Consider the following 20,347-nt stretch of genomic DNA (forward strand, 5'->3'; position numbering starts at 1 on the left):
CCAGATGCCTCAGACAGATCTCAAGAACGTGAGGCCATACGGGGACACGCTCAACGATGGGAAAGTCCAGCTTAGTTTCACACTCCCCCTCAGGTACGGCCCTGAGGCCAAGGAGGCTGCGCGGCAGCTTGCAATCAAGATGGGTTTCGAGGATGTTGACGTTGTGAGCGCCCACGACCTAGGAGGGCCCTTCAGCTACTTCATCGTGTACGGCAAGTGCACACACTCAGTTGATGTGACCGAACTTCACATGCCGAAGATCGAAGTGGAACAGATGGACTTCTTCAGGATCAACGATTTCGTCCGGGATAGGCTCGGCCGGAAGATCACGGTGACTGCTGCCTGCACCGGCTCAGATGCACACACCGTGGGGATCGACGCCATCATCAACATGAAGGGGTGCGCAGGTGAGTACGGCCTTGAGAGGTATCCCTGGTTTCGTGCCTACAACCTAGGAGCCCAGGTGCCGAATGAAGTTCTGGTGGCGAAGGCCATCGAAACCGATGCTGACGCCATACTGGTGTCGCAGATAGTGACACAGAAGAACGTGCACATTGCGAACCTGACGCGCCTAGTGGATCTTGTGGAGGCGGAGGGAATTCGCGATGATGTACTGCTCATAGCGGGCGGGCCTCGAATAAGCCACGAGCTTGCGCTTGAGCTTGGATTCGATGCAGGGTTTGGCCCGGGAACGCTGCCATCGCAGGTCGCAGCGTACATTGCGCAGGAGCTTGTAAGGAAGGAGCATCGCACCAGCGAGCGGCTCACCCAAGAGAGGTAGTTGCGGGATCTTCGGAACTGCAGGAGGGGATCAGGATGGATGACGTCATGTTGAGGATGAGAATGAGCCAGGCCGACGCCCATTACGGCGGCAATCTCGTGGACGGCGCGAGGATGATGCAGCTGTTCGGAGATGTGGCAACAGAGCTGCTCATCAGACACGACGGTGATGAGGGACTCTTCTTGGCATATGACATGGTCGAGTTCAAGGCGCCTGTCTTCGCCGGAGACTACATCGAGGCGAGGGGACGCATCACGCGGGTGGGCAGGACATCCCGGGCGATGACCTTCGAAGCGTTCAAGGTCATCGAGGCCTCGCGGGACCCGAAAGACCCATCGGCAGCACGTGCTCTCGGTGAGCCGATTCTGGTGGTCAGAGCATCCGGAACATGCGTGACGCCCATCGAGAAACAGCGACTGGGCAACAACAGCGAGCAGCATTCGCCTGAGGAGGTTTGATCAGTGGATAAGCTTGTCATCTGTGCAGCGCTGGTCGGAGCGGAGCTTTCCCGAAATGAGCAGCCGAATCTCCCGCTAACCCCCGTAGAGATCGCAGAGGCAGCAGCGGAGGCGCAGGCAGCCGGAGCAGCCGTCGTCCATCTGCACGTGAGAGACGACCACGGAAACGCGACGCAGGACGTCGAGGTGTTTCGCACGGTGATCTCGGAGATCCGGAAAAGGACCGATGTGATCTGCCAGATCTCAACTGGAGGCGCCGTCGGCGCCCCTACGGAGAAGCGCCTGGCGCCTTTGGACATCAGACCGGAGATGGCTACCCTGACCACCGGGACTGTCAACTTCGGAAACGGGGTGTTCATGAACGAGCCCTCGGTTATTGAGGCCTTCGCGTCCCGCATGAAGGAACTGGGGGTGAAACCCGAGATCGAGTGCTTCGATGCCGGGCACATCGCAAATGCGCTCAGGCTTGCAAAGAAGGGACTCATTCCGGAGCCTCTCTACTTCGATTTCGTAATGGGAGTGCCGGGCGGAATCCCGGGCACAGTCCGCGACCTGCTCCACTGCATTGAAAGCCTCCCAGCCAGCGCAAGGTGGCAGGTGGCGGGGATTGGTCGGGCGGAGCTTACACTGGCTGCCGTGGCGATTGCCATGGGCGGAAATGTGAGAGTCGGATTTGAAGACAACATCTACTATTCCCGCGGCGTACTCGCCAAGAGCAACGCGGAGTTGGTTGCGAGAGTTGCACGAATTGCGGGAGAACTAGGACGTGAGATTGCGACCCCGAACGAGGCGCGGGTGCAGCTGGGGATCACCGCCAACAGGGGGTAGATGGTTTCGGATCCCATATTCAGCACTCTGGCGGCACAAGGTTGAAGGTTTTTCCAGCCGACTGAGGGGAAGCACCCAGCACGTAGCTGTTTGTCCAGTAGAAGGAACCGCAGGGCTGGTGTCGAACAGAGAAGCCATGCGCGACACATTGATCATCGCATTTCGTTGGCGGCCAACACTTCGGCGCTGACGGCGATAGTCTCGGAGGTGAGCGGCCATGAGCGGACGGCACTACGAGTTCGATTCATATATCGAAGAGAACAGGGCCAGGCTTGTACGGGCATGGCGTGAGAGCGAGGGTCCTAGCGGCTTGGAGCGCCCTGTTCGGCGCCGGCCGCGGCACCCTGACGAGATCGATGTGCTTACCCGCCTCGCAGTTGCCCGCATGGAGCAGGCGCTCGCCACTGGAGAACTGGTAATCACGGGGCCGAGGAGGTATCGCCTTCGTGTGTTCTGATGAAAATGGTCTTCACAGGAACCCTCGATAGACTGGGCATACCTTGAGGCTCAGGCGGAGCTGGAGGGATTGGCCGGCGCCCTGGCGGATCTGCGGGGGACGCCCGCCCCGGATCAGGAGTGATGCTAATAGCGACATTAAGCAACAAGCCACCGCGGCGACGCGGTGGCTTTCAACATCATGGCAGGGGAGACAGGAATCGAACCCGCAACCCTCGGTTTTGGAGACCGATGCTCTACCAATTGAGCTACTCCCCTGCGCAAAACCGATCAATTGACTACCTCGATTCTACAGGCGAGAGCAGACGTTGTCAAGGACCATCAGCCATCATCCTGAAGCGCCTGACGTTGCCCTGTCTGCATAGCGACATGCCTGATGGGCACCATACGTAGCATGGGAAAGAATTCCTGGCGGGTGGGACTGCAATGCTATTGAGCCCGTGGAAAGCCATGCGAAGGCTTCTTGCACCGAGGGGTCAGCCGCTGGGCCGAGGCAGGCCCGGCCGGAGCGGGGTTTCCGGCTGCCGGGATCCGAAGAGCTGTGAAGGAGAGTCCCCTGACGATTCAGGAAAGGAACCCCTGCGAGGGTCTCTCGTACAGGATCTACAGAGGATACGGGAGGAGTTCGGAAACAGCGCGGATCTGGTGATTCGCGAACTCAGAGCGGGCAACAAGGGGCGGGTTCTCGCCGCCATAGTGCACATTGAAGGCCTCATCGACAGACGCCTGGTGTCGGAAGCGATAGTCATGAGGATCGCCGATTCCGATCGCACCTGGGATGACTCCAAGCAGGCGTTTATTGATCTCAAGGAACGGTTTCTCGCCTCCACTAGCCTCGAGGAGACTGGAATGCTGGACAGGTTCATAAGCTGCATCTCGGCGGGGCAATGCGGCGTACTGCTTGACGGAATCCCACGCGGCCTCATATGTGGTGTCCAGGGGTGGAGTCAACGAAGCCCGGAGGAGCCCACCACCGAAACGACAATCAGGGGATCGAAAGAGGGGTTCGTGGAGTCGCTGCGCACAAACACGTCCCTTCTTCGGCGCAGGATCATGTCCCCGCGTCTTTGGATCGAGGAGCGAAAGATAGGGACTCTCGGCAGGACCGGTGTGGCGATTGCCTATGTGGAAGGAGTCGCGAACGCCAAGACTGTTCAAGAGGTGAGGAATCGGCTGGATCGAATCGACGTAGATGCCATACAGGAGAGCGGTCAACTCGAAGAATACATCGAGGACGCGCCGTTTTCCCCTTTTCCCACTGTCATCAGGACGGAAAGGCCCGACAGAGTCGTGGGCAACCTGCTTGAGGGCAGGGTAGCGCTGCTAACCGACGGCACTCCGTTTGTCCTCGTGGTCCCGGTCACGTTTATGATGTGCCTAAGCTCTCCAGAAGACTACTTCGAGCGGTCCCTAATGGCGTCGCCCCTGCGGTTTATCAGAGTGATCGCGTTTATGATGTCTCTCATCCTCCCCTCGATCTACGTGTCTGTGACCACCTTCCACCAGGAGATGCTGCCCACCCCGCTTATACTGAACATCGCGGCGCAGAGAGAAGGAGTGCCGTTCCCCGCAGTGATTGAGGCTCTTGTGATGGAGTTGACCTTCGAGATAATGCGGGAAGCGGGGGTTCGCCTGCCTAGGATAGTGGGGCCAGCCATCAGTATAGTGGGGACCCTAGTGCTCGGGGATGCAGCCATCCGCGCAGGCCTGGTCTCTCCGGCGATGGTGGTGGTAGTGGCGGCTACAGGAATCGCCTCACTTGCCACCCCGTCGTTCAGTCTGGCAGTCGGGGTTCGCATCTTGCGTTTCCTGATGATACTGCTGGCTGGCACGCTTGGGATGTTTGGGGTATGGGCGGGTCTGTTCGCTCTTTTTACCCATCTTGCTGCCCTGCGCTCCTTCGGCGTTCCGTTTTTCGAGCCTCTGGCGCCGCTTGTGCTGTCTGATCTCAAGGACGCGCTGGTGGTATTTCCATGGTGGGGCATGCGGACAAGGCCGCTGTTCACTGGTGGAAGCAATCCGGTGAGGCAGGGGCCCAGGGCGAAACCTGAGCCTCCTTCCGGCAGCGATCGGGAGATTAGCGACGCGGGAGGAGGTGAACGGGGTAGGCGATGATAACCAACTCCCAGAAGATAAGCCCCAGGCAACTCATGGCACTGCTCTTCATAAGCCGCATCGTGCTCATAACCATTACCTTTCCCATGATGGTGGGGATCCGCACTCCGCAGGACGGCTGGATCGCAGCGCTGATAGGAACGGCGCTCTCCGTTCCTCTGATTGCAGGGATGGCCCTCCTTGGTTTGAGGTTCCCAAACAAGACCATAATCGAGTACAGCCAGATCGTTCTCGGCAAGTTTCTGGGCAGAATCGTCGGAGCGCTTCTCATAGGTTACTGGATAGTGATCGCAGCATCTATGGCGAGGGCGCTTGGGGAGTCCTATGTGAAAGGCATCATGGTGGATACTCCGATCCTGGTGTTCATGGCCGTGATCACGTTTCTGGGCGCCAACACCGCCAGATGCGGCATAGAAGTAGCTGGCCGCATGGCGGAATTCAGCATGCCGCTGGTGATCTTCTCCCTGATGCTCGTGTCGATTCTGCCGTTCGACACCATGCGGTTTCGCGATCTGTTGCCCATTCTCCCGACAGGGTTCGGCTCCGTTCTCGACCCCATGGGGGTGGCCGTCTCCTTCTTCGCGGAGTTCAACGTAGTGGGAATGCTTCTGCCCTACGTGAACAGGCCCAAGAATGCGGTGCGATACTCGGTCTATGCAGTGCTGGCATCTGGGCTGATCGCGACGTGGATATGCATTGCGCTGGCAGCAGCGTTCGGCGAGGGAGTGTCGGCCCTGGAAATGCCGGTTTTCAGCCTCTCCAGCCTTATCAGCCTCGGTCAGTTCCTCGAGAGAATTGAGATCATCCCGATGGGGATCTGGACCCTGAGCGCCGGGATCAAGTTGGCGCTGTACCTATGGGCGAGCGCCGAGGGGCTTGCACAGCTATTGGGGGTTGAACGGTCTCAGACCCTGATTTACCCATTGGGCGCCATCTGCGCGGCCTTCGGAGTCCTCTTCTTTGAGAGCGACCTGGCGATGGATGTTTTCCAGGAGTTTGAGAACTGGGGCATCTACTCGCTGCTCCTCACACTGACCGTAATGGCCATTTTGTGGCTCGGCGCCTTGTTCCGCAGCAGGCCTGCGTCGAATGCCGGGAGGCGGGGCTGATGCGCGCGCGCCTTGTCAAGACGGCAGTCCGCGTTGCCGCCATCCTGTGCCTGGCGCTGGCCGTCGCAGGGTGTTGGAGCCGACGGGAGCTCGAGACTCTCGGGTTCATCGTGGCAGCGGGGATCGACAATGCCCAGGAAGAAGGCAAGATCCAGCTTACGGTGCAGATCGTGAAACCGTTCGCGCTTTCCACTGGGGAGCGGGCCGTATCTCCGGAGAAGCCGTTCTGGACTGTCAGCAGCACAGGGCAGACCCTGCTCGATGCAGTGCGTAACCTGCTCGCTCAGTCGCCGCGGGTTCCATTCTGGTCGCACAACCTGTGGCTCTTGATCGGCGAGGAGTACTGTCGCGGAGGCATAGGGGACATTCTGGATCTCTTCGAACGCGACGGCGAGACTCGACGACGGATGCAGATTGCGGTTGCCAAGGGGGCCACGGCATACGATCTGCTGCACGCTGAATTCGAGCTGGAGCGCCTCCCTTCCTCCGGGGGCCGAGGCATATTGCATGGCTTGCAGAATGGGTCATCCACGGTAGTCAGCAGCACTGTGCTGGATCTCGATCGGGCGCTCGAAGGGGAGGGAATCAACCCTGTGCTAACCCGTGTGGAGATCGTCCCCAGGCCCAAGAACCCAGATACCCGCGGAGAATTGCTCAGAAACGAGATAGGCGCATCCGCCCGCCTGACCGGCGCGGCCGTATTGAAGAATGACAGACTAGTTGGGTGGCTGGACAAGTCTGAGGCCCGCGGGCTGAACTGGATTACCAGCAAGATCAAGAGCGGGGTGATCGTGATCAAGCAGCCTGGGCTCGAGGACAAGCTGATCGGGCTGGAGATCCTGTGGGGGAGCGGCGGTTTCAAGACGGAGGTGCGGGATGGCAGAATCACAGTGCTCATAAAGGTTCGCGCGTATGGGGTCATGGCAGACGTGCAGGGATTCATCGACCCGCTTGCTCAGCCTGAGGTATGGGATAGCATGGAGCGCAGGATGGCTGCGGTCATCCGGAATGAGATTGCGGCTGCCCTTTCGAAGGCTCAGGAACTCAACTCCGACATATTCGGATTCGGCGCCGAGCTGAACAGGACCGACCATAGGAAGTGGGAAGAACTGAGGGACCGTTGGGACGAGCTGTTTCCCACAATTGACGTCCGCGTGGAGGTGGATGCCAAGCTACGGCGCTCCGGGCTCGTTGTGAGAAGCGTTAGGATCACGGAATGAAGGGAGGGATCCCATGAAAGTGGCGGCGCTCATAGTCGCGTTCGCAGCCATGGCTGCCTATGACGCCCCCGCCCTGGTCCGCGACAGGATGTGGGGCGATCTCGCTGCGTTTGCCGGACTCATAGTCTTCGGGTTCGTAATAAGCCTATTGCAGGTAATCGGCATGCCACTGCCGAACCCACTGAAGTGGATCGAGGCCGCGACAACCATGATCGTAGGACTCTTCAGATGAGGTGATGAGATGTGACGTATTACGAGTTTCCGAAGAGCTTCATATGGGGCGCGGCCACGGCTGCGTGTCAGATCGAGGGAGCGGCTCAAGAAGGCGGAAAGGGAGAGTCGATCTGGGACCGATTCAGCCGGATTCCGGGCAATGTCGCAAATGGCGATACGCCGGAGGAGGCCTGCGATCACTACCACCGCTTCCGCGAGGATGTTGAGCTCATGCGAGAGCTGAGGCTCGGTGCATATCGCTTCTCCATAGCCTGGCCTAGAATCTACCCGAACGGTGCGGGCAAGCCCAACCGAAAAGGCCTGGACTTCTACAATGAATTAGTGGATGCGCTTCTGGATGCAGGCATCACGCCCATGGCCACGCTGTACCACTGGGACCTTCCCCAGGCGCTGCAGGATAAGGGAGGCTGGGAGAACAGAGACACTGCATCCCGATTCGCGGACTATTCCGCATGCGTTTTCGAGGCGCTTGGGGATCGTGTGGGGCTATGGATAACCCACAACGAGCCGTTCGTCACGTCATTCGCAGGCCACTACGCTGGAGAGCATGCGCCGGGCAAGAGAAGCCTTCAGTCTGCCTTGGCAGCAGCTCACCACCTTCTGCTCTCACACGGGCAGGCCGTCCGCGCATTTCGGGAGGTCGGCAGGTCCGGTTCACGCATCGGCATCACTCTAAACATGGCGCCGGTGTATCCGTCCACATCCTCCGCAGAGGACGCCCGGGCTGCAGCGCTGTGGGATGGAGCGCTTAACCGATGGTTCGCTGATCCGGTGTTCAGAGGAAGCTACCCTGATGACATGTTGCAGCTGTACTCGGACGCCGCGAGCATGCCCGCGATCCACAAAGGCGACATGGAGATCATCGGCTCGCCCGTGGACTTCCTGGGTGTGAACTACTATAACCCGTCTATAGTCATGTCGGACCGCGCCGCCCAGCCCTTCGGATTCGCTGGGGTTCGACGCGGGGATTTGCCGGTCACGGATATGGGGTGGGAGGTGTACCCAGAAGGCCTATACGACCTCATGATGCGGATCAAGAATGACTACGCGCCGGCCTCGATCTACATAACGGAGAACGGGGCAGCCTATCCAGACACGCTCACTCCTCAGGGCACAGTGGATGACGACGAGAGGCTCGACTACATCCGCCGCCATCTGGTGCAGTTGCATAGAGCGATTCAGGATGGAGTCCCTGTGGATGGCTACTTCGTCTGGTCTCTGCTGGATAACTACGAGTGGGCCCATGGCTACGCCAAGAGGTTCGGCATCACCTATGTGGACTACCACACACAGAAGAGAATCCCTAAGAAGAGCGCGCTTTGGTACAGGGACATGATCGCCTCGAACGCACTCCGGGGCTAGCAGCTCAGATGCTACGTAACTGCGGAGGAGGCGGCGACGCAGCCCCGACCGCTGACTGTTTGTTTGCTTTTCAGGGGCCATCTCGGTATCATTGAGTAGTGGCGCACACACGAATTGGAGGCTTCGTCATGTCTGATCGTCTGGTTCCAGTCGGAATATCCAGCAAACACCTTCACGTATCCAGGGAAGACCTCGCTACACTGTTCGGGCCAGGGCATGAGCTGACTGTGAAGAAGGACCTCAGTCAAAAGGGGCAGTACGCTGCAGAGGAAACAGTGACGCTGATCGGCCCCAAGGGTTCGTTCACTGGAATCCGCATCCTCGGCCCCTGCCGAAAGCAGACTCAGGTCGAGCTGTCCCGCACTGATTGCTTTCGGCTGGGAATCACCCCTCCGGTTCGGGATTCCGGGGATCTGGCGGGCTCTCCATCAGTGCGCATCGTAGGGCCTGCGGGTGAAGTCACCATCCCTTGCGGTGTTATCCTGGCCAAACGCCACATACACATGACCCCCGCCGAAGCGTGCGAGCTCGGCGTCGCCAACGGCGACATCGTGATGGTGAGAGCAGACGGGGATCGGGCTCTCACCTTCGACCAGGTTCTGATCCGCGTGCACGACACGTTCACCTGGGAAATGCACCTAGATACCGACGAGGCGAACGCGGCGTCCCTAAAGAACGGAGATATGGTGACCATCATCAAGGTAGGCTAGTTCTGCAAAGGTCTGGTGGTGCGAGTTGCGAACCATATCCCACGTCGACATGGACTGCTTCTTCGCTGCGGTGGAGGCGCTTGATCACCCAGAGTACCGGGGAAAGCCCCTGGTTGTGGGAGGGCCTCGGGGCAGCACCCGGGCAGTGGTATCCACCTGCTCTTACGAGGCGCGCAGGTTCGGGGTAAGATCGGCAATGCCAGTATCGCAGGCGGAGCGACTATGCCCGCAGGCCATCTTCGTGACCGGGAACATGAGGCGGTATGCGGAAGTCTCGCGGGAGATCATGGAGGTCTTGCGCGGCTTCACGCCCCTTGTCCAGCAGGTCTCCATCGATGAGGCCTTCCTTGACATGACCGGCTGCGAGCAGTTCCACGCGGATTCGCACGCCATGGGGGCCCATATCAAAAGGGCCATTCGCGATGCGTCCGGCCTGAACGCATCTGTGGGGATCGCCCCCAATCGGTTTCTGGCGAAGCTCGGTTCCGACATGTCCAAGCCAGATGGGCTTCTGGTGATCCGCCTGGAGGATGTGGACTCCTTCCTCTCTCCACTCCCGGTGGGACGGCTGTGGGGAGTGGGGGAGAAGGGAAGGGAGGCCCTGGGGAGATATGGGATCGCCACGGTCGCTGATCTTCGCAGCTGGCCACGGGAGTGGCTGGTCGAGCGGTACGGACGGTGGGGAGCAGAGGCCTACGACCTTGCTCGTGGAGTGGATGACTCCCCGGTAGTGCCTGATGAAGAGCGCAAGTCATACGGCTCTGAGTGCACATTCGATACTGATGTTTGCGATGCATCCGTGCTTCGCACCTCCATTGCGCAGCACTCCCGCAGGGTAGGTCGACGGCTTCGAAGCGACGGAAGGCTCGCCCGGACTGTGACGATCAAGGTCAAGTTCGCCGATTTTACCCAGATCACAAGGGGACACTCCCTGTCGGAACCGTTCGATAGCGACGATTCCATATACCATGCCGCCTGTGCACTCCTGGACGGCCTTAACCTAGCCGCGCCGGTGCGACTAATTGGCGTTTCGGTGTCGGGGATCCATGACTCGAGGCAGCTCTGCCTCTTTCAACAGAGACCGCCAGAGCACTCAGTCGGAGCGCACGGGGCTTCCGAGGCTGGGCAGGGCAGCGGCAAGAGCATCGACCATGTGCTCGATGGGATCGCGGAGGAGTTCGGGGTGAAGGGAGTGATGCGCGGCCGTGAGCTTGAAATGGAGGCGAGGCAGCGGTGATACAGGTTGGCGCCTGTGGTTTTAGCTACAAGGACTGGCGCGGGGTATTCTACCCCGAGGGGCTCGCAGAACGTGAGATGCTGTCCTATTACTCCACCCAGTTCCCCGTAGTCGAGCTGGATTACACATACTACCAGATGCCGGCGACACGCACCATAGAGGGGCTATCTAGCAAGACCCCTGCTGGTTTCACATTCTGCGTCAAGGCCCACAGGAGCATGACCCACGAGAGGCCGGAGTCGGACGATGATGCTGCCGCCCTGTTCAAAACGTTTCTCTCGGCGTTGGCCCCGCTCGCAGACGACGGCAAGCTCGGCTGTGTTCTCTGCCAGTTCCCGTGGGGCTTTAAGCGCACCCCGGAGAATGCATCCTACATCGAGCGTCTACCAGAACTCCTGCCAGGTGTTCCGGTAATCGTCGAGTTCCGCAATGTGGAATGGGTGTCGCCAGCAGCCTTTGATCTCCTGAGCCGCAATGGCCTCGGGTTCTGCTGCGTGGATGAGCCGAGCCTCAAAGGGCTCTTCCCGCCGCTGGCTGTGTACACCTCATCCATCGGGTACGTCCGGTTTCATGGACGAAATGCGCGATCGTGGTGGGAACATAAGGAAGCTTGGGAACGTTACAACTACCTGTATACCGAGAACGAGCTCCGGGATTGGATTCCTAAGATCGATAGCATCTCGCAGGCCACGGAGCGGACCTATGTTCTGTTCAACAACTGCCACGCGGGGCAGGCCGCGCTGAACGCAAAGCAGATGGAATCGCTTTTGGATCTATTATGAGAACTGCCTACGGAGGATGATTGGCATGCCGATATTCGAGTACAAGTGCAGGAAGTGCGGACGCAAGTTCGAGGAACTGGTATTCGGTTGCGCGAAGGTGAAGTGCCCAGATTGCGGCAACGATCAGGTGGACAAGCTTCCTTCCGCGTTTGGGTTCAAAAACGGCTCTGAGTTCGTAGCGTCAACGCATGGAGGAGGCTCATGCGGGTCCTGCGGTGGCGGATCATGCAGTGCCTGCGGGCACTAGTAGGAGGGGAGCAGCATGTTGCCTGAGGTTCAGCGGAAGCTGGATAAGGTTCGACAATTCATGGGCGACCGCGGTGTAGAGGCCATGGTATACCAGCAGGCCGCCAACTTCGCCTGGATCACAGCTGGGGAGTCGCCGCTGGTCAACCAAGGAAGCGAGCAGGGAGTCGCCTCGGTGGTCATCACTGGGGATTCCGCCTACGCCCTTACGAACAACATCGAATCAGTGAGGCTTCGCGAGGACATGCACCTCGAGGACAAGGGTTTCGAGATCGTCGAATCCCCCTGGCATGAGGGTCCGCCAGACTGCCTGAAATACGCTGTGCGCGGCGCCACAGGCGCGGATACATTGATGAACGGCTCGATCTACCTGGGAGACATGGCCGCGCCACTTCGCTATCAGCTGGAACCTGAGGAGATGGACAGATTCAGGTGGCTGGGAGCGCATGTGGGCCGGGCGGTGGAAGATGCCGCAAGGTGTGTTGAGCCTGGGATGACTGAGCACAAGGCGGCGTCGCTTATGGCGGTGAGGCTATATGAGGCAGGTATTGTCCCGGTGGTCACCCTCGTCGCAGCTGATGGACGCGCCGTAGTCCGCAGGCATCCAACACCTACCGACGCCAGGCTCGATAAGTACGCGATGCTCGTGGCATGTGGACGAAAGTGGGGCCTCGTGGCCAGCGCAACCAGGATTGTAAGTATCGGCCCACTCCCAGATGATATCCGCCGCAAGCGGGATGCTGCCGCATATGTCGATGCCACTGCCATCGCTGCGACCAAGCCGCAGACCAGGGTGGCGGATGTATTCGCTGCTATCGTTCGGGCATACTCCAACGCGGGATTCCCTGATGAGTGGCGCTTTCATCACCAGGGCGGCGCTGCTGGCTACCAGTCCAGAGAGTACCTTGCGACTCCATGCTCAGAGCAGGTGGTAGGGGCCTGCCAGGCGTTCGCGTGGAACCCATCTGTTGCAGGAACAAAGAGCGAAGACACCATTATCGTCACCGATGGACGGACTGAGATCATCACCGCCACCGGCGACTGGCCAGTGCGCACGGTCCTGTCGGAGTCAGGCGAGATCGCTCGCCCCGATATCCTAGTGCGCTGATGCATTTGAATGGGGGTATTGTCGGCTTGTCTCATACATCTACGTCGCGAAATCGTCGGCGGTCGATGCCGTGGGTCATTGCGGCCATCGCCATCCTGGTTTTCGCAGCGGTCCGCGCCAGGAGGAGAACCCCAGGCGCTGCTGCGGCGCTCGCCTCGGCCGTTGCCGGGAAACCCAGCATCACAGTATCACGAGGCGACATTCATCGGTACGTCTATGCATCCGGCAGGCTCGATCCTGTTCGCACCAGAATCGTCAGCCCCGATATGCCGGGCAAGGTCACGTCCCTGAAGGTCCATGAAGGCTCCACAGTATCCTCAGGCGCAATGCTGTGCGAGGTATCTGGAACCCGTCTCGACGCGCCGATGGCCGGCCTGGTGACGCAGGTTAGTGTGGAGGAGGGCGGCTTCGCTGCTCCGGGACAGCCTGCCTTCGTGATAATGGACACTTCAGCCTACAGAGCTAGCATTGAGATAGACGAGATCGACCTGCCTAAGGTGGCCGTGGGGATGCCTGCCACGATTACGTTCGACGCAGCTCCGGATCTGGCCGTATCCGGCAAGGTCGCCTCCATTGGGGCAGTCGCGATTGCCAGAGGAGAACTCGTTACGATCCCGGTGCGAATTGCCATCGATAGTTCCGACCCTGCGCTCAAGCCTGGAATCACGGCGAATGTGCAGGTGGATTCCGACACCATTGTGGATGTGGTTAGGATTCCGGCGCGCTCCTGGGTGGAGCTTGACGGCGCCAAGTACGCAATTCGCCTCGACGATGCGGGTGTGCCGAGCCTCGCCAAGATCGATGTGGGCCTGACCGATGGCAAATACACACAGGTCCTCTCCGGCGTTGACGAGGGTGCTGTCATCATCGAGGACGCAGTGTCGATTCAGGATAAGCTCCCAGGTGCGAAGGCCAATCAAAGAGTCATTAGATTCGGCCCTGGGAGGGCGTCAGAATGAGCGCCGCACCTCTTGCGATTATCGAGAATGTGACCCGCGTGTACTCGATGGGCGGCGCAGAAGTAAGGGCGCTCGACGGGGTTTCGTTGACCATTGGCGAGGGCGACTTCATCTCGATCATGGGGCCGTCCGGCTCAGGCAAGTCCACCCTGATGCATATCATCGGCTGCCTCGATCGGCCTACCTCAGGCAGATATGTCCTTGCCGGAAGAGACGTATCCTCTCTGGACGATTCGGCCCTGGCCCGCGTTCGGAACTCGGAGATCGGCTTCATATTTCAGGACTTCAACCTCCTTCCCCGCGAAACACTCCTTGCGAATGTGGAGATACCCATGGTATACGCCGGGGTGAGGGCAGGGGAGAGACGGGCGCGCGCTCGCGAGGCCCTGACCCGCGTGGGATTGGCGGACCGAACGGATCATCTGCCATCGGAAGTCTCAGGCGGGCAGCGCCAGCGTGCAGCCATAGCCAGATCCCTTGTGAACAACCCTTCTGTGATCCTTGCTGACGAGCCCACCGGCAACCTCGACTCCAAGACGGGCCTGGAGATACTCAGGATACTCGAGGATCTCAACTCCGCAGGCGCCACAATAGTGCTTGTGACGCATGATAGGGCAATAGCTGAGCATTCTGGGCGAGCGGTCCATCTTCGGGACGGCGTCGTCGAGCGAGTAGAGCAAATCCAGCGGCAGGCAGCGTCCCATAATGCTCCGCAGTGCCCCCCGTTTGAGGAAGGTGAGCGCGCATGAGGCCAGCTGAGACCTTCGCTCTTGCCCTTGGGAGCCTTCGCGTGAATCGTGCAAGGACCTTTCTCTCAGCGCTCGGCATTGTGATAGGAGTGGCCTCGGTGATCACCATGATCTCTGTCGGTTCCAGCGCACAGCTGCAGATCACATCGAGCATCTCGGATTTGGGATCCAACCTCATCATGATCTCCCCTACAAAGCCGCAGTCGGCCGAGGTCGGCCGGGAGCGAACTCTCACCATGTCGCTGGCTGAGCGGATCAAGGAGGCCTGCCCAGCACTGAGGGACGTCTCACCGGTGTCACAGATCCCAGCCACGATCGCGTTCAGAGGCGCCACGACAGATGCCATGGCAATGGGGGTATCCCGATCCTATCTGCCACTTTCCAATTTGCATATCGCCAGAGGGCGCGGTTTCACCGCCTCGGAGGAGTCCTCCGCTGCGAACGTGGCGGTGCTCTCGGGCAAGGCGGCCTCGAAACTGTTCGGTGAGGACGATCCCGTAGGGCGCATGATCTCGATGATCACGCCTGTTCGCCGAACACAGTGCCTGGTAGTCGGCGTCACAGAGAGCAAGGCGGATATGTTCACATCCAATGCCAGCGAAGACGTGTATGTCCCGGTGACATCACTGGTGTACAGGATGTCTCCAGTGCGCAGAGTAGCCTACTACATCGCGAACACCAGATCTGCCAAAGATGCTGATGCCGCGGTTGCCCAAGTATCCCGGTTCCTTGATTCCGTTGATGAGACCCGCGACGGTTTCACCATCATGTCGCAGGAGGCGCTCCTCGACGTGGTTCGACAGGCCACATCCACTATGACCCTGCTTCTGGGCGCAATCGCCGGGATCAGCCTCCTGGTGGGCGGCATCGGAATCATGTCGACGATGCTGACGTCGGTGGCAGAACGAACCCGGGAGATAGGAGTGCGGAAGTCGCTGGGCGCCAAGAACCGCGACATACTCGCACAGTTCCTGGCGGAGGCAGTCGCTCTAGCAGTTTCGGGTGGGGTGATCGGCATGCTTATCGGGTGGCTTGGTGGCGCAGCCATATCCGCCGCACTGGGCTGGGCTTCTTCCTTCAGCCTCACTTCAGTTGTGGCGGCCGTGGGGTTCTCATCCGCTGTGGGGCTCGCATTCGGGATCTTCCCAGCCATGAGAGCTGCGCGAATGGAACCTGTGGCGGCTCTTCGATACGAGTAAAAGCCAATTAGCATGGGGGGGGTGCTCGCTCTGCCCGAACTGCCTGAACTTACTGTCATGGCGCGTCAGATGAGGGAGGAGATCGCCGGGAAAGTGATCCTGTCTGCCGCCTGCCTGCAGCCAAAGTGCCTCAACGTAGATCCTGAAGCGCTTAACATGGCATTAACTGGGAAGCGGGTAGGGGAGGCCACCAACAAGGGGAAGTGGATCTTCCTTCCCATCGAGCCAGACTACGCACTTCTGATCAACCTCGGCATGGGCGGCGACCTAGTGCAGTACAAGCCAGGAGAGGCCTTGCCTGCGAAATACCAGTTCAAACTGGAGTTCACCGACGGCACGGGATTCACGATTCGGTTCTGGTGGTTCGGGTACGTTCATCTCGTGGCAAACGCCGATCTTGGCCTGCACGACATGACCCGCGACCTGGGCCCATCGCCGCTGGACGCGGATTTCACGCTCGATGACTTCAGAGCGATCATGCGAGTCGTTCGCGGACGCGTTAAGACGTTCATGCTTGACCAGAGGCGACTCGCGGGCATCGGCAACGCCTATGCCCACGACATACTGTTCCAGGCGCGAATACACCCGGAGAGACCAATTCCATCTCTGACAGCTGAAGAAATCGAGGCTCTGTACGCCTCCATACGCAGCGTTCTTGGCGAGTCGATACATCTGGGCGGGGCCTACTATGAAAAGGACTTCTACGGGCATCCTGGAGGCTATACCGCCGAGAGATGGGTCATTGGCTATCGAGAAGGCACTCCGTGTCCGGTGTGCGGAACAGAGATCCAAAAGATCAAGACCGGGGCCACGAGTTCATTCGTGTGCCCGACCTGCCAGAGGTGAGTGTTGATATGGTGGGACCAAAACGGCATAGCTCGCGCATGGCTCCAATGGTCGCCAGCATTGCCCTCGCGGCGCTTTTTGTGGCCTGCGCCACCCTTGGCGCGCCCGCTCAGCAGGGTGGCCTTGGACCATCAGAGACAGTGCGAATCGAGACAGCCAGAGGCGAGATCGTTATTGAGGTGTTCCCACAGGCGATGCCCAAGACGGTGGCCAACTTCAAGAAGCTGGTCCAGTCCGGCTTTTACAACGGCCTCACGTGGCATCGAGTTGAGGATTGGGTGGTTCAGACTGGGGATCCGACTGCGACTGGCGCCGGAGGTTCGGGCGTGAACGTTGCATTTGAGACCACGCCGTTACTGCCAAACACAAGAGGCGCCGTTGGGATGGCGCGCCGTGCAAACGACATGAATTCGGCAACATCGCAGTTCTACATCCTCAAGGCAGACGCTCAGGGGCTGAACGGACAGTATGCAGTGTTCGGCCGAGTTGTGCGCGGCATGAACGTAGTCGCAGCACTTGCGAAGGGCGACAAGATCGTCAGGGCGACGCTGGAGCAGCTTAAGTAGAGCACAGCAATCCCCATGGAGCGCGCGACTCGTGCGCTCCGTCTTATGCGGCCTAAGTTAACATAATGTGTATTATGCGACGTTATGCGCCTGAATAGTGAGGTGAACTCGCCTATCGATGGGCCTTCATTGCGGGGTCGTCGCCAATAAGCTAAAGTCGAGACTATGGCATAGACGGCACGCGCAAGGTCTGCCCGGCATGTATGAGCGGCGACGTTAGGTAGTTCAGCTCCTGTATCCGTTTCGTGACTTGCCGCGGGTCCACATTTTCACCTGCGACCCTCTTGGCGATGGACCACAGCGTGTCGCCAGGCGCCACAGTGACGCACGGCAGATCGCGCTTGCGTGCGCTTGGCGCTGCATCACCAGTCGCCTGAGCCAGCTGATGCTGAGTTTGTGCAGCGCGCGCGCCCACAGCCAACTCCGATGTTCCCCAGAGCGACACCACGGCCATCGCAGCAATCATCGTGGCAATCACAGCCATGCTCCGCAGCATGGCCCGCCGATGCGAACGACGCCGCGCATTGATCCTGTTGCGGGCGGATTGGCACATTTGAGACTGGCGGCAATGGCCGACTATCCTAGGTGCAACGCGCGCATTACTTCGCATACAACAGCCCTCCATACAAACATATGTTCTATGGTCTGCTTACACAATAGCAGAACATATGTTTGCTGTCAAGGCATTGCCAGGCTTGCATTCCGGCGTTCTTCGGCGAGCCGCGTGCTGACGCAACATCGGCGCCAGGATTTTGGGCGGTTCCGCGGGTGCCGACACTACTGGCCGAACTGGTGTTTGCAGTGGCCGGGAGGCCGTGATATACTGAAACAAAGCAAAGGGGGATATGCGAATGGCACTGCTTAGCGCCAGAGAGAAACAGATCCTTGGTTTCATAGCGCAGGAAACGGAAACGCGAGGCTATCCCCCGTCCGTCAGGGAAATTGGCTTGGCAGTCGGCCTGCGTTCGAGTTCTACTGTCCACGGGTATCTCGCGTCTCTTGAGAATAAGGGATACATCCGACGCGATCCCTCAAAGCCTCGAGCCATTGAGGTTCTCATGGATTCTGATCAGTTGCCTCCTCCAACGAGAGAAGTCTCCAACGTTCCAGTTGTCGGGCGAGTCACCGCAGGCCATCCAATTCTTGCGGTGGAGAACATAGACGAGTACTTCCCCCTCCCCCGCTCCTTCGCAGGGGAGGATGACGTCTTCATGCTCAGGGTGTCCGGTGAGAGTATGATAGGCGCGGGGATCCTAGATAGCGACTATGTGATCGTCAGGAAGCAACCCTCTGCAGCCGATGGCGACATCGTAGTGGCTCTCATCGATGACGAAGCCACGGTAAAGCGGTTCTTCCGTGATGATGATCAGGTAAGGCTTCAGCCAGAGAATCCCGCCTACTCCCCGATCATCACGAACCGGGCTGTTCTTCTTGGCAAGGTAGTTGGCCTTGTGAGGAGGATACACTGATACACTGCCCAGGGCCGCGAGCTAAGAGCCGAGAGCCAGCAATCGAAAAGGCCGGGCGGAACACTATCTCCGTCCGGCCCTCTTGCGCCACCGCTTCATCAGCCCGCATTTCGCCCTGTAAACAAAGAAACGCGCCCTGACCTTACAGGCGCGCCAGCTTCTGCCCGCGGGCATCCTTTATCGTTTTGCGATCTATCCCAACGGCCTTGAAAAACACCTCAAGCGCCTGTTTCCTTCCACGCGCCTCCGGCTGGCTGAACTCGGGCTCTTCATGTAAAAGCGGCAGCTCATTGTACCATTCAATTCCCTGTTCGATCGCTCCAGGAACGCCAGATGACTGGACTATCTCGATAAGCCTGTCGTACTGCTCCCGTCGCGCCTTTGCTTGAGCTGACCAGAACTCCGGATTCTCCGTGAGGCTGCTCGCGAGGAAGTCCTGCTTTGCAATGCTGCGGAAGCGCTCCAGCCCTCGCAGGACATCCTCACGCGCGAGGTGAATCATTTATCATTCCCCCTTATCGCTTATTCACAGAGCCGCTGGCCATGGCCAGTCTATAGTTCACTCATTCGGCGCTGACCTCAGGATTCCTCCTTGCCATGTTGCCCGTCGGGGAAAACAATACGTGGGCATGCCGGACCAGCCGGCCGCCCACGCAGTCTGCAGCGATGCAGAATGGCACACGATCAGAAACTCTATAGGTTGACGCCGATTATCCCTCCCAGTGTAGACACTATGATCGTTGACACGCCGCGCGTGAGCACCGACGCGGAATTCATTGGCTCGCGAACCACGGCCACCGACACCAGGAGCACTAGGCCAAGATAGGCGAGCCCGACGATGAGCCCGTTTCTACCCCCCTTCTCCCCTGCCCTCCTGCCTACGTACAGGCCACCGATTCCAGCACTGAGATAGCCTATCATTGGGATTGCGGTCTCGATCGTGTCGGGTCTGAAGGTGAATAAGGTAGTTAGAACGCCACCCACTGCAGACAGCACTGCCGTCATACCGAAACTGACTGCGCATCCGAGCAAGACCAGCTTCCACGCGGAGATCTGGATTCGGTCGCTCTCGCGCCTAAGAGAGCCGGCCCCCATCCTTTCCGCACCTCCTCAGGAGCGTACCTCCGTTGGAAGCCTATTACCGCGCATGTGGAGTTATTCTACCCGCAATCGCGAGAACCATATCACATGCGCGCCATGACTTTCTTCATGTCCTCCCACACTGGCGCTTTCTTGCTTGGATCCCTGAGAAGCGCTGCGGGATGGAAGGTCGGCATCACCATGATTCCGCCTCGTTCAAGCCATTGGCCACGCATCCTGGTGATGCCTGCGTTCGGATCAATCATGCCCTTGAGGGCTGTGGCGCCGAGCAGCACGATTACACTGGGCCTGATGAGTTCTATTTGGCGGGCCAGATAGGGCATGCACGCACGCATCTCCTCTGGTTCGGGAACCCTATTCGAAGGTGGCCTGCACTTGACCACATTTCCTATGAAGACTTCCTCGCGCTTGAGCCCCATCGCCGCGATTATCCTATCCAGGAGCCTGCCAGCGGCGCCCACGAACGGCCTGCCTTGTGCGTCTTCCTCTGCGCCCGGACCTTCTCCTATGAACATAATACGCGCCTGCGGGTTTCCTTCTCCCGGAACCGCATTGGTCCGTGTGGACCCAAGGCCGCAACGCCTGCACTGTTCCACTGCCGAAGCCACCGAAGCCAGATCTGCGAGGTCATCCCTGCGCTCGCCGCCCTCCCAAAGCCCAGGAACAGCTGTATGCTGCTGATTATCCTCCATCTAGGAACACCTCAATTCCAGCGGACTAGTGATTTCCTCCACCACTTCCCATGCCGCGCCCTGCAGGGCCTGCCGGAAGTCCGCACTGTCTAACACAGATTATTGCACAGTTTGGCATCG

Annotated in this window: 24 protein-coding genes and 1 tRNA gene; 20 read left to right on the top strand and 5 right to left on the bottom strand. The window is 59.3% G+C overall.

All coding sequences use genetic code 11. The features are described from left to right. Positions 1 to 4 precede the first annotated feature (4 nt). The 4 genes from VB144_00915 (at position 5) to VB144_00930 (ending at position 2,524) form a co-directional block, all read left to right on the top strand. Positions 5 to 781, top strand: a complete 777-nt coding sequence (locus VB144_00915; protein MEA4882218.1) for an OAM dimerization domain-containing protein — start codon at positions 5 to 7, stop codon at positions 779 to 781. Positions 782 to 816: 35 nt separating this feature from the next. Continuing rightward, positions 817 to 1,239 carry a hotdog domain-containing protein gene (locus VB144_00920; protein MEA4882219.1) on the top strand — a complete coding sequence of 141 codons (423 nt, stop codon included), beginning with the start codon at positions 817 to 819 and terminating at the stop codon, positions 1,237 to 1,239. Positions 1,240 to 1,242: 3 nt separating this feature from the next. Next, entirely contained in the window at positions 1,243 to 2,067 is an 825-nt protein-coding gene (locus VB144_00925) for a 3-keto-5-aminohexanoate cleavage protein (GenBank protein ID MEA4882220.1), read from the top strand. A 217-nt stretch (positions 2,068 to 2,284) separates the two neighbouring features. Then, the gene (locus tag VB144_00930; GenBank protein MEA4882221.1) at positions 2,285 to 2,524 is read left to right on the top strand and encodes a hypothetical protein; all 240 of its coding nucleotides are present in this window, start codon (positions 2,285 to 2,287) and stop codon (positions 2,522 to 2,524) included. A 181-nt stretch (positions 2,525 to 2,705) separates the two neighbouring features. On the opposite strand, the gene VB144_00935 is transcribed toward VB144_00930, so the two are convergent. After that, positions 2,706 to 2,781 (bottom strand) — tRNA-Trp (locus VB144_00935). Positions 2,782 to 2,949: 168 nt separating this feature from the next. On the opposite strand from VB144_00935, the gene VB144_00940 reads away from it, so the two are divergent. The 15 genes from VB144_00940 to VB144_01010 all read left to right on the top strand — a co-directional run bounded on the left by VB144_00940 (position 2,950) and on the right by VB144_01010 (position 16,965). Next, positions 2,950 to 4,638 carry a spore germination protein gene (locus VB144_00940; GenBank protein ID MEA4882222.1) on the top strand — a complete coding sequence of 563 codons (1,689 nt, stop codon included), beginning with the start codon at positions 2,950 to 2,952 and terminating at the stop codon, positions 4,636 to 4,638. Further along, positions 4,635 to 5,747, top strand: a complete 1,113-nt coding sequence (locus tag VB144_00945; protein ID MEA4882223.1) for an endospore germination permease — start codon at positions 4,635 to 4,637, stop codon at positions 5,745 to 5,747. The genes VB144_00940 and VB144_00945 overlap by 4 nt, the downstream gene beginning before the upstream one ends. Beyond that, a complete protein-coding gene (locus tag VB144_00950; GenBank protein MEA4882224.1) occupies positions 5,747 to 6,967 on the top strand; it encodes a Ger(x)C family spore germination protein in 1,221 nt (406 codons plus the stop codon). Before VB144_00945 ends, VB144_00950 begins: the two co-directional genes overlap by 1 nt. A gap of 13 nt (positions 6,968 to 6,980) precedes the next feature. Beyond that, positions 6,981 to 7,199, top strand: coding sequence for a hypothetical protein (locus VB144_00955; protein ID MEA4882225.1), 219 nt, complete (start codon positions 6,981 to 6,983; stop codon positions 7,197 to 7,199). 11 nt (positions 7,200 to 7,210) lie between these two features. Further along, positions 7,211 to 8,563 (top strand): GH1 family beta-glucosidase, encoded by a 1,353-nt coding sequence (locus VB144_00960; GenBank protein MEA4882226.1) that lies wholly within the window; start codon positions 7,211 to 7,213, stop codon positions 8,561 to 8,563. 128 nt (positions 8,564 to 8,691) lie between these two features. After that, complete coding sequence (locus VB144_00965) at positions 8,692 to 9,273, top strand: phosphate propanoyltransferase (GenBank protein MEA4882227.1); 582 nt, start codon at positions 8,692 to 8,694, stop codon at positions 9,271 to 9,273. A gap of 25 nt (positions 9,274 to 9,298) precedes the next feature. Then, on the top strand, positions 9,299 to 10,510 hold the full coding sequence (gene dinB / locus VB144_00970) for a DNA polymerase IV (protein ID MEA4882228.1): 1,212 nt from the start codon (positions 9,299 to 9,301) through the stop codon (positions 10,508 to 10,510). Beyond that, positions 10,507 to 11,292, top strand: coding sequence for a DUF72 domain-containing protein (locus tag VB144_00975; protein ID MEA4882229.1), 786 nt, complete (start codon positions 10,507 to 10,509; stop codon positions 11,290 to 11,292). The genes dinB and VB144_00975 overlap by 4 nt, the downstream gene beginning before the upstream one ends. Positions 11,293 to 11,317: 25 nt before the next feature. Further along, positions 11,318 to 11,539: a zinc ribbon domain-containing protein gene (locus VB144_00980; protein ID MEA4882230.1), complete on the top strand. Its 222-nt coding sequence runs from the start codon at positions 11,318 to 11,320 to the stop codon at positions 11,537 to 11,539. A 15-nt stretch (positions 11,540 to 11,554) separates the two neighbouring features. Continuing rightward, positions 11,555 to 12,646 (top strand): M24 family metallopeptidase, encoded by a 1,092-nt coding sequence (locus tag VB144_00985; GenBank protein MEA4882231.1) that lies wholly within the window; start codon positions 11,555 to 11,557, stop codon positions 12,644 to 12,646. Between the two features lie 26 nt (positions 12,647 to 12,672). Next, positions 12,673 to 13,605: an efflux RND transporter periplasmic adaptor subunit gene (locus VB144_00990; protein ID MEA4882232.1), complete on the top strand. Its 933-nt coding sequence runs from the start codon at positions 12,673 to 12,675 to the stop codon at positions 13,603 to 13,605. Beyond that, a complete protein-coding gene (locus VB144_00995; GenBank protein MEA4882233.1) occupies positions 13,602 to 14,354 on the top strand; it encodes an ABC transporter ATP-binding protein in 753 nt (250 codons plus the stop codon). The genes VB144_00990 and VB144_00995 overlap by 4 nt, the downstream gene beginning before the upstream one ends. Beyond that, a complete protein-coding gene (locus VB144_01000; protein ID MEA4882234.1) occupies positions 14,351 to 15,553 on the top strand; it encodes an ABC transporter permease in 1,203 nt (400 codons plus the stop codon). Before VB144_00995 ends, VB144_01000 begins: the two co-directional genes overlap by 4 nt. A 21-nt stretch (positions 15,554 to 15,574) precedes the next feature. Beyond that, positions 15,575 to 16,399: a DNA-formamidopyrimidine glycosylase family protein gene (locus tag VB144_01005; protein MEA4882235.1), complete on the top strand. Its 825-nt coding sequence runs from the start codon at positions 15,575 to 15,577 to the stop codon at positions 16,397 to 16,399. After that, entirely contained in the window at positions 16,378 to 16,965 is a 588-nt protein-coding gene (locus VB144_01010) for a peptidylprolyl isomerase (GenBank protein ID MEA4882236.1), read from the top strand. Before VB144_01005 ends, VB144_01010 begins: the two co-directional genes overlap by 22 nt. A 163-nt stretch (positions 16,966 to 17,128) precedes the next feature. Here the strand turns inward: VB144_01010 and VB144_01015 are convergent, their stop codons facing one another. After that, positions 17,129 to 17,575 (bottom strand): LysM peptidoglycan-binding domain-containing protein, encoded by a 447-nt coding sequence (locus VB144_01015; protein MEA4882237.1) that lies wholly within the window; start codon positions 17,573 to 17,575, stop codon positions 17,129 to 17,131. 241 nt (positions 17,576 to 17,816) lie between these two features. Between VB144_01015 and lexA the strand changes: the two genes are divergently transcribed. Then, a complete protein-coding gene (lexA, locus tag VB144_01020) occupies positions 17,817 to 18,434 on the top strand; it encodes a transcriptional repressor LexA (protein ID MEA4882238.1) in 618 nt (205 codons plus the stop codon). A gap of 142 nt (positions 18,435 to 18,576) precedes the next feature. On the opposite strand, the gene VB144_01025 is transcribed toward lexA, so the two are convergent. From VB144_01025 to VB144_01035, 3 genes are all read right to left on the bottom strand, one after another. Further along, positions 18,577 to 18,936, bottom strand: a complete 360-nt coding sequence (locus VB144_01025; protein MEA4882239.1) for a hypothetical protein — start codon at positions 18,934 to 18,936, stop codon at positions 18,577 to 18,579. Positions 18,937 to 19,127: 191 nt separating this feature from the next. Then, positions 19,128 to 19,529, bottom strand: a complete 402-nt coding sequence (locus VB144_01030; protein ID MEA4882240.1) for a TIGR04086 family membrane protein — start codon at positions 19,527 to 19,529, stop codon at positions 19,128 to 19,130. 89 nt (positions 19,530 to 19,618) lie between these two features. Beyond that, positions 19,619 to 20,227 (bottom strand): uracil-DNA glycosylase, encoded by a 609-nt coding sequence (locus VB144_01035; GenBank protein MEA4882241.1) that lies wholly within the window; start codon positions 20,225 to 20,227, stop codon positions 19,619 to 19,621. Between the last annotated feature and the right edge of the window lie 120 nt (positions 20,228 to 20,347).

The sequence above is a fragment of the Clostridia bacterium genome, from assembly GCA_034926675.1.
Taxonomy (GTDB): Bacteria; Bacillota; DTU025; order DTU025; family DTU025; genus JAYFQW01.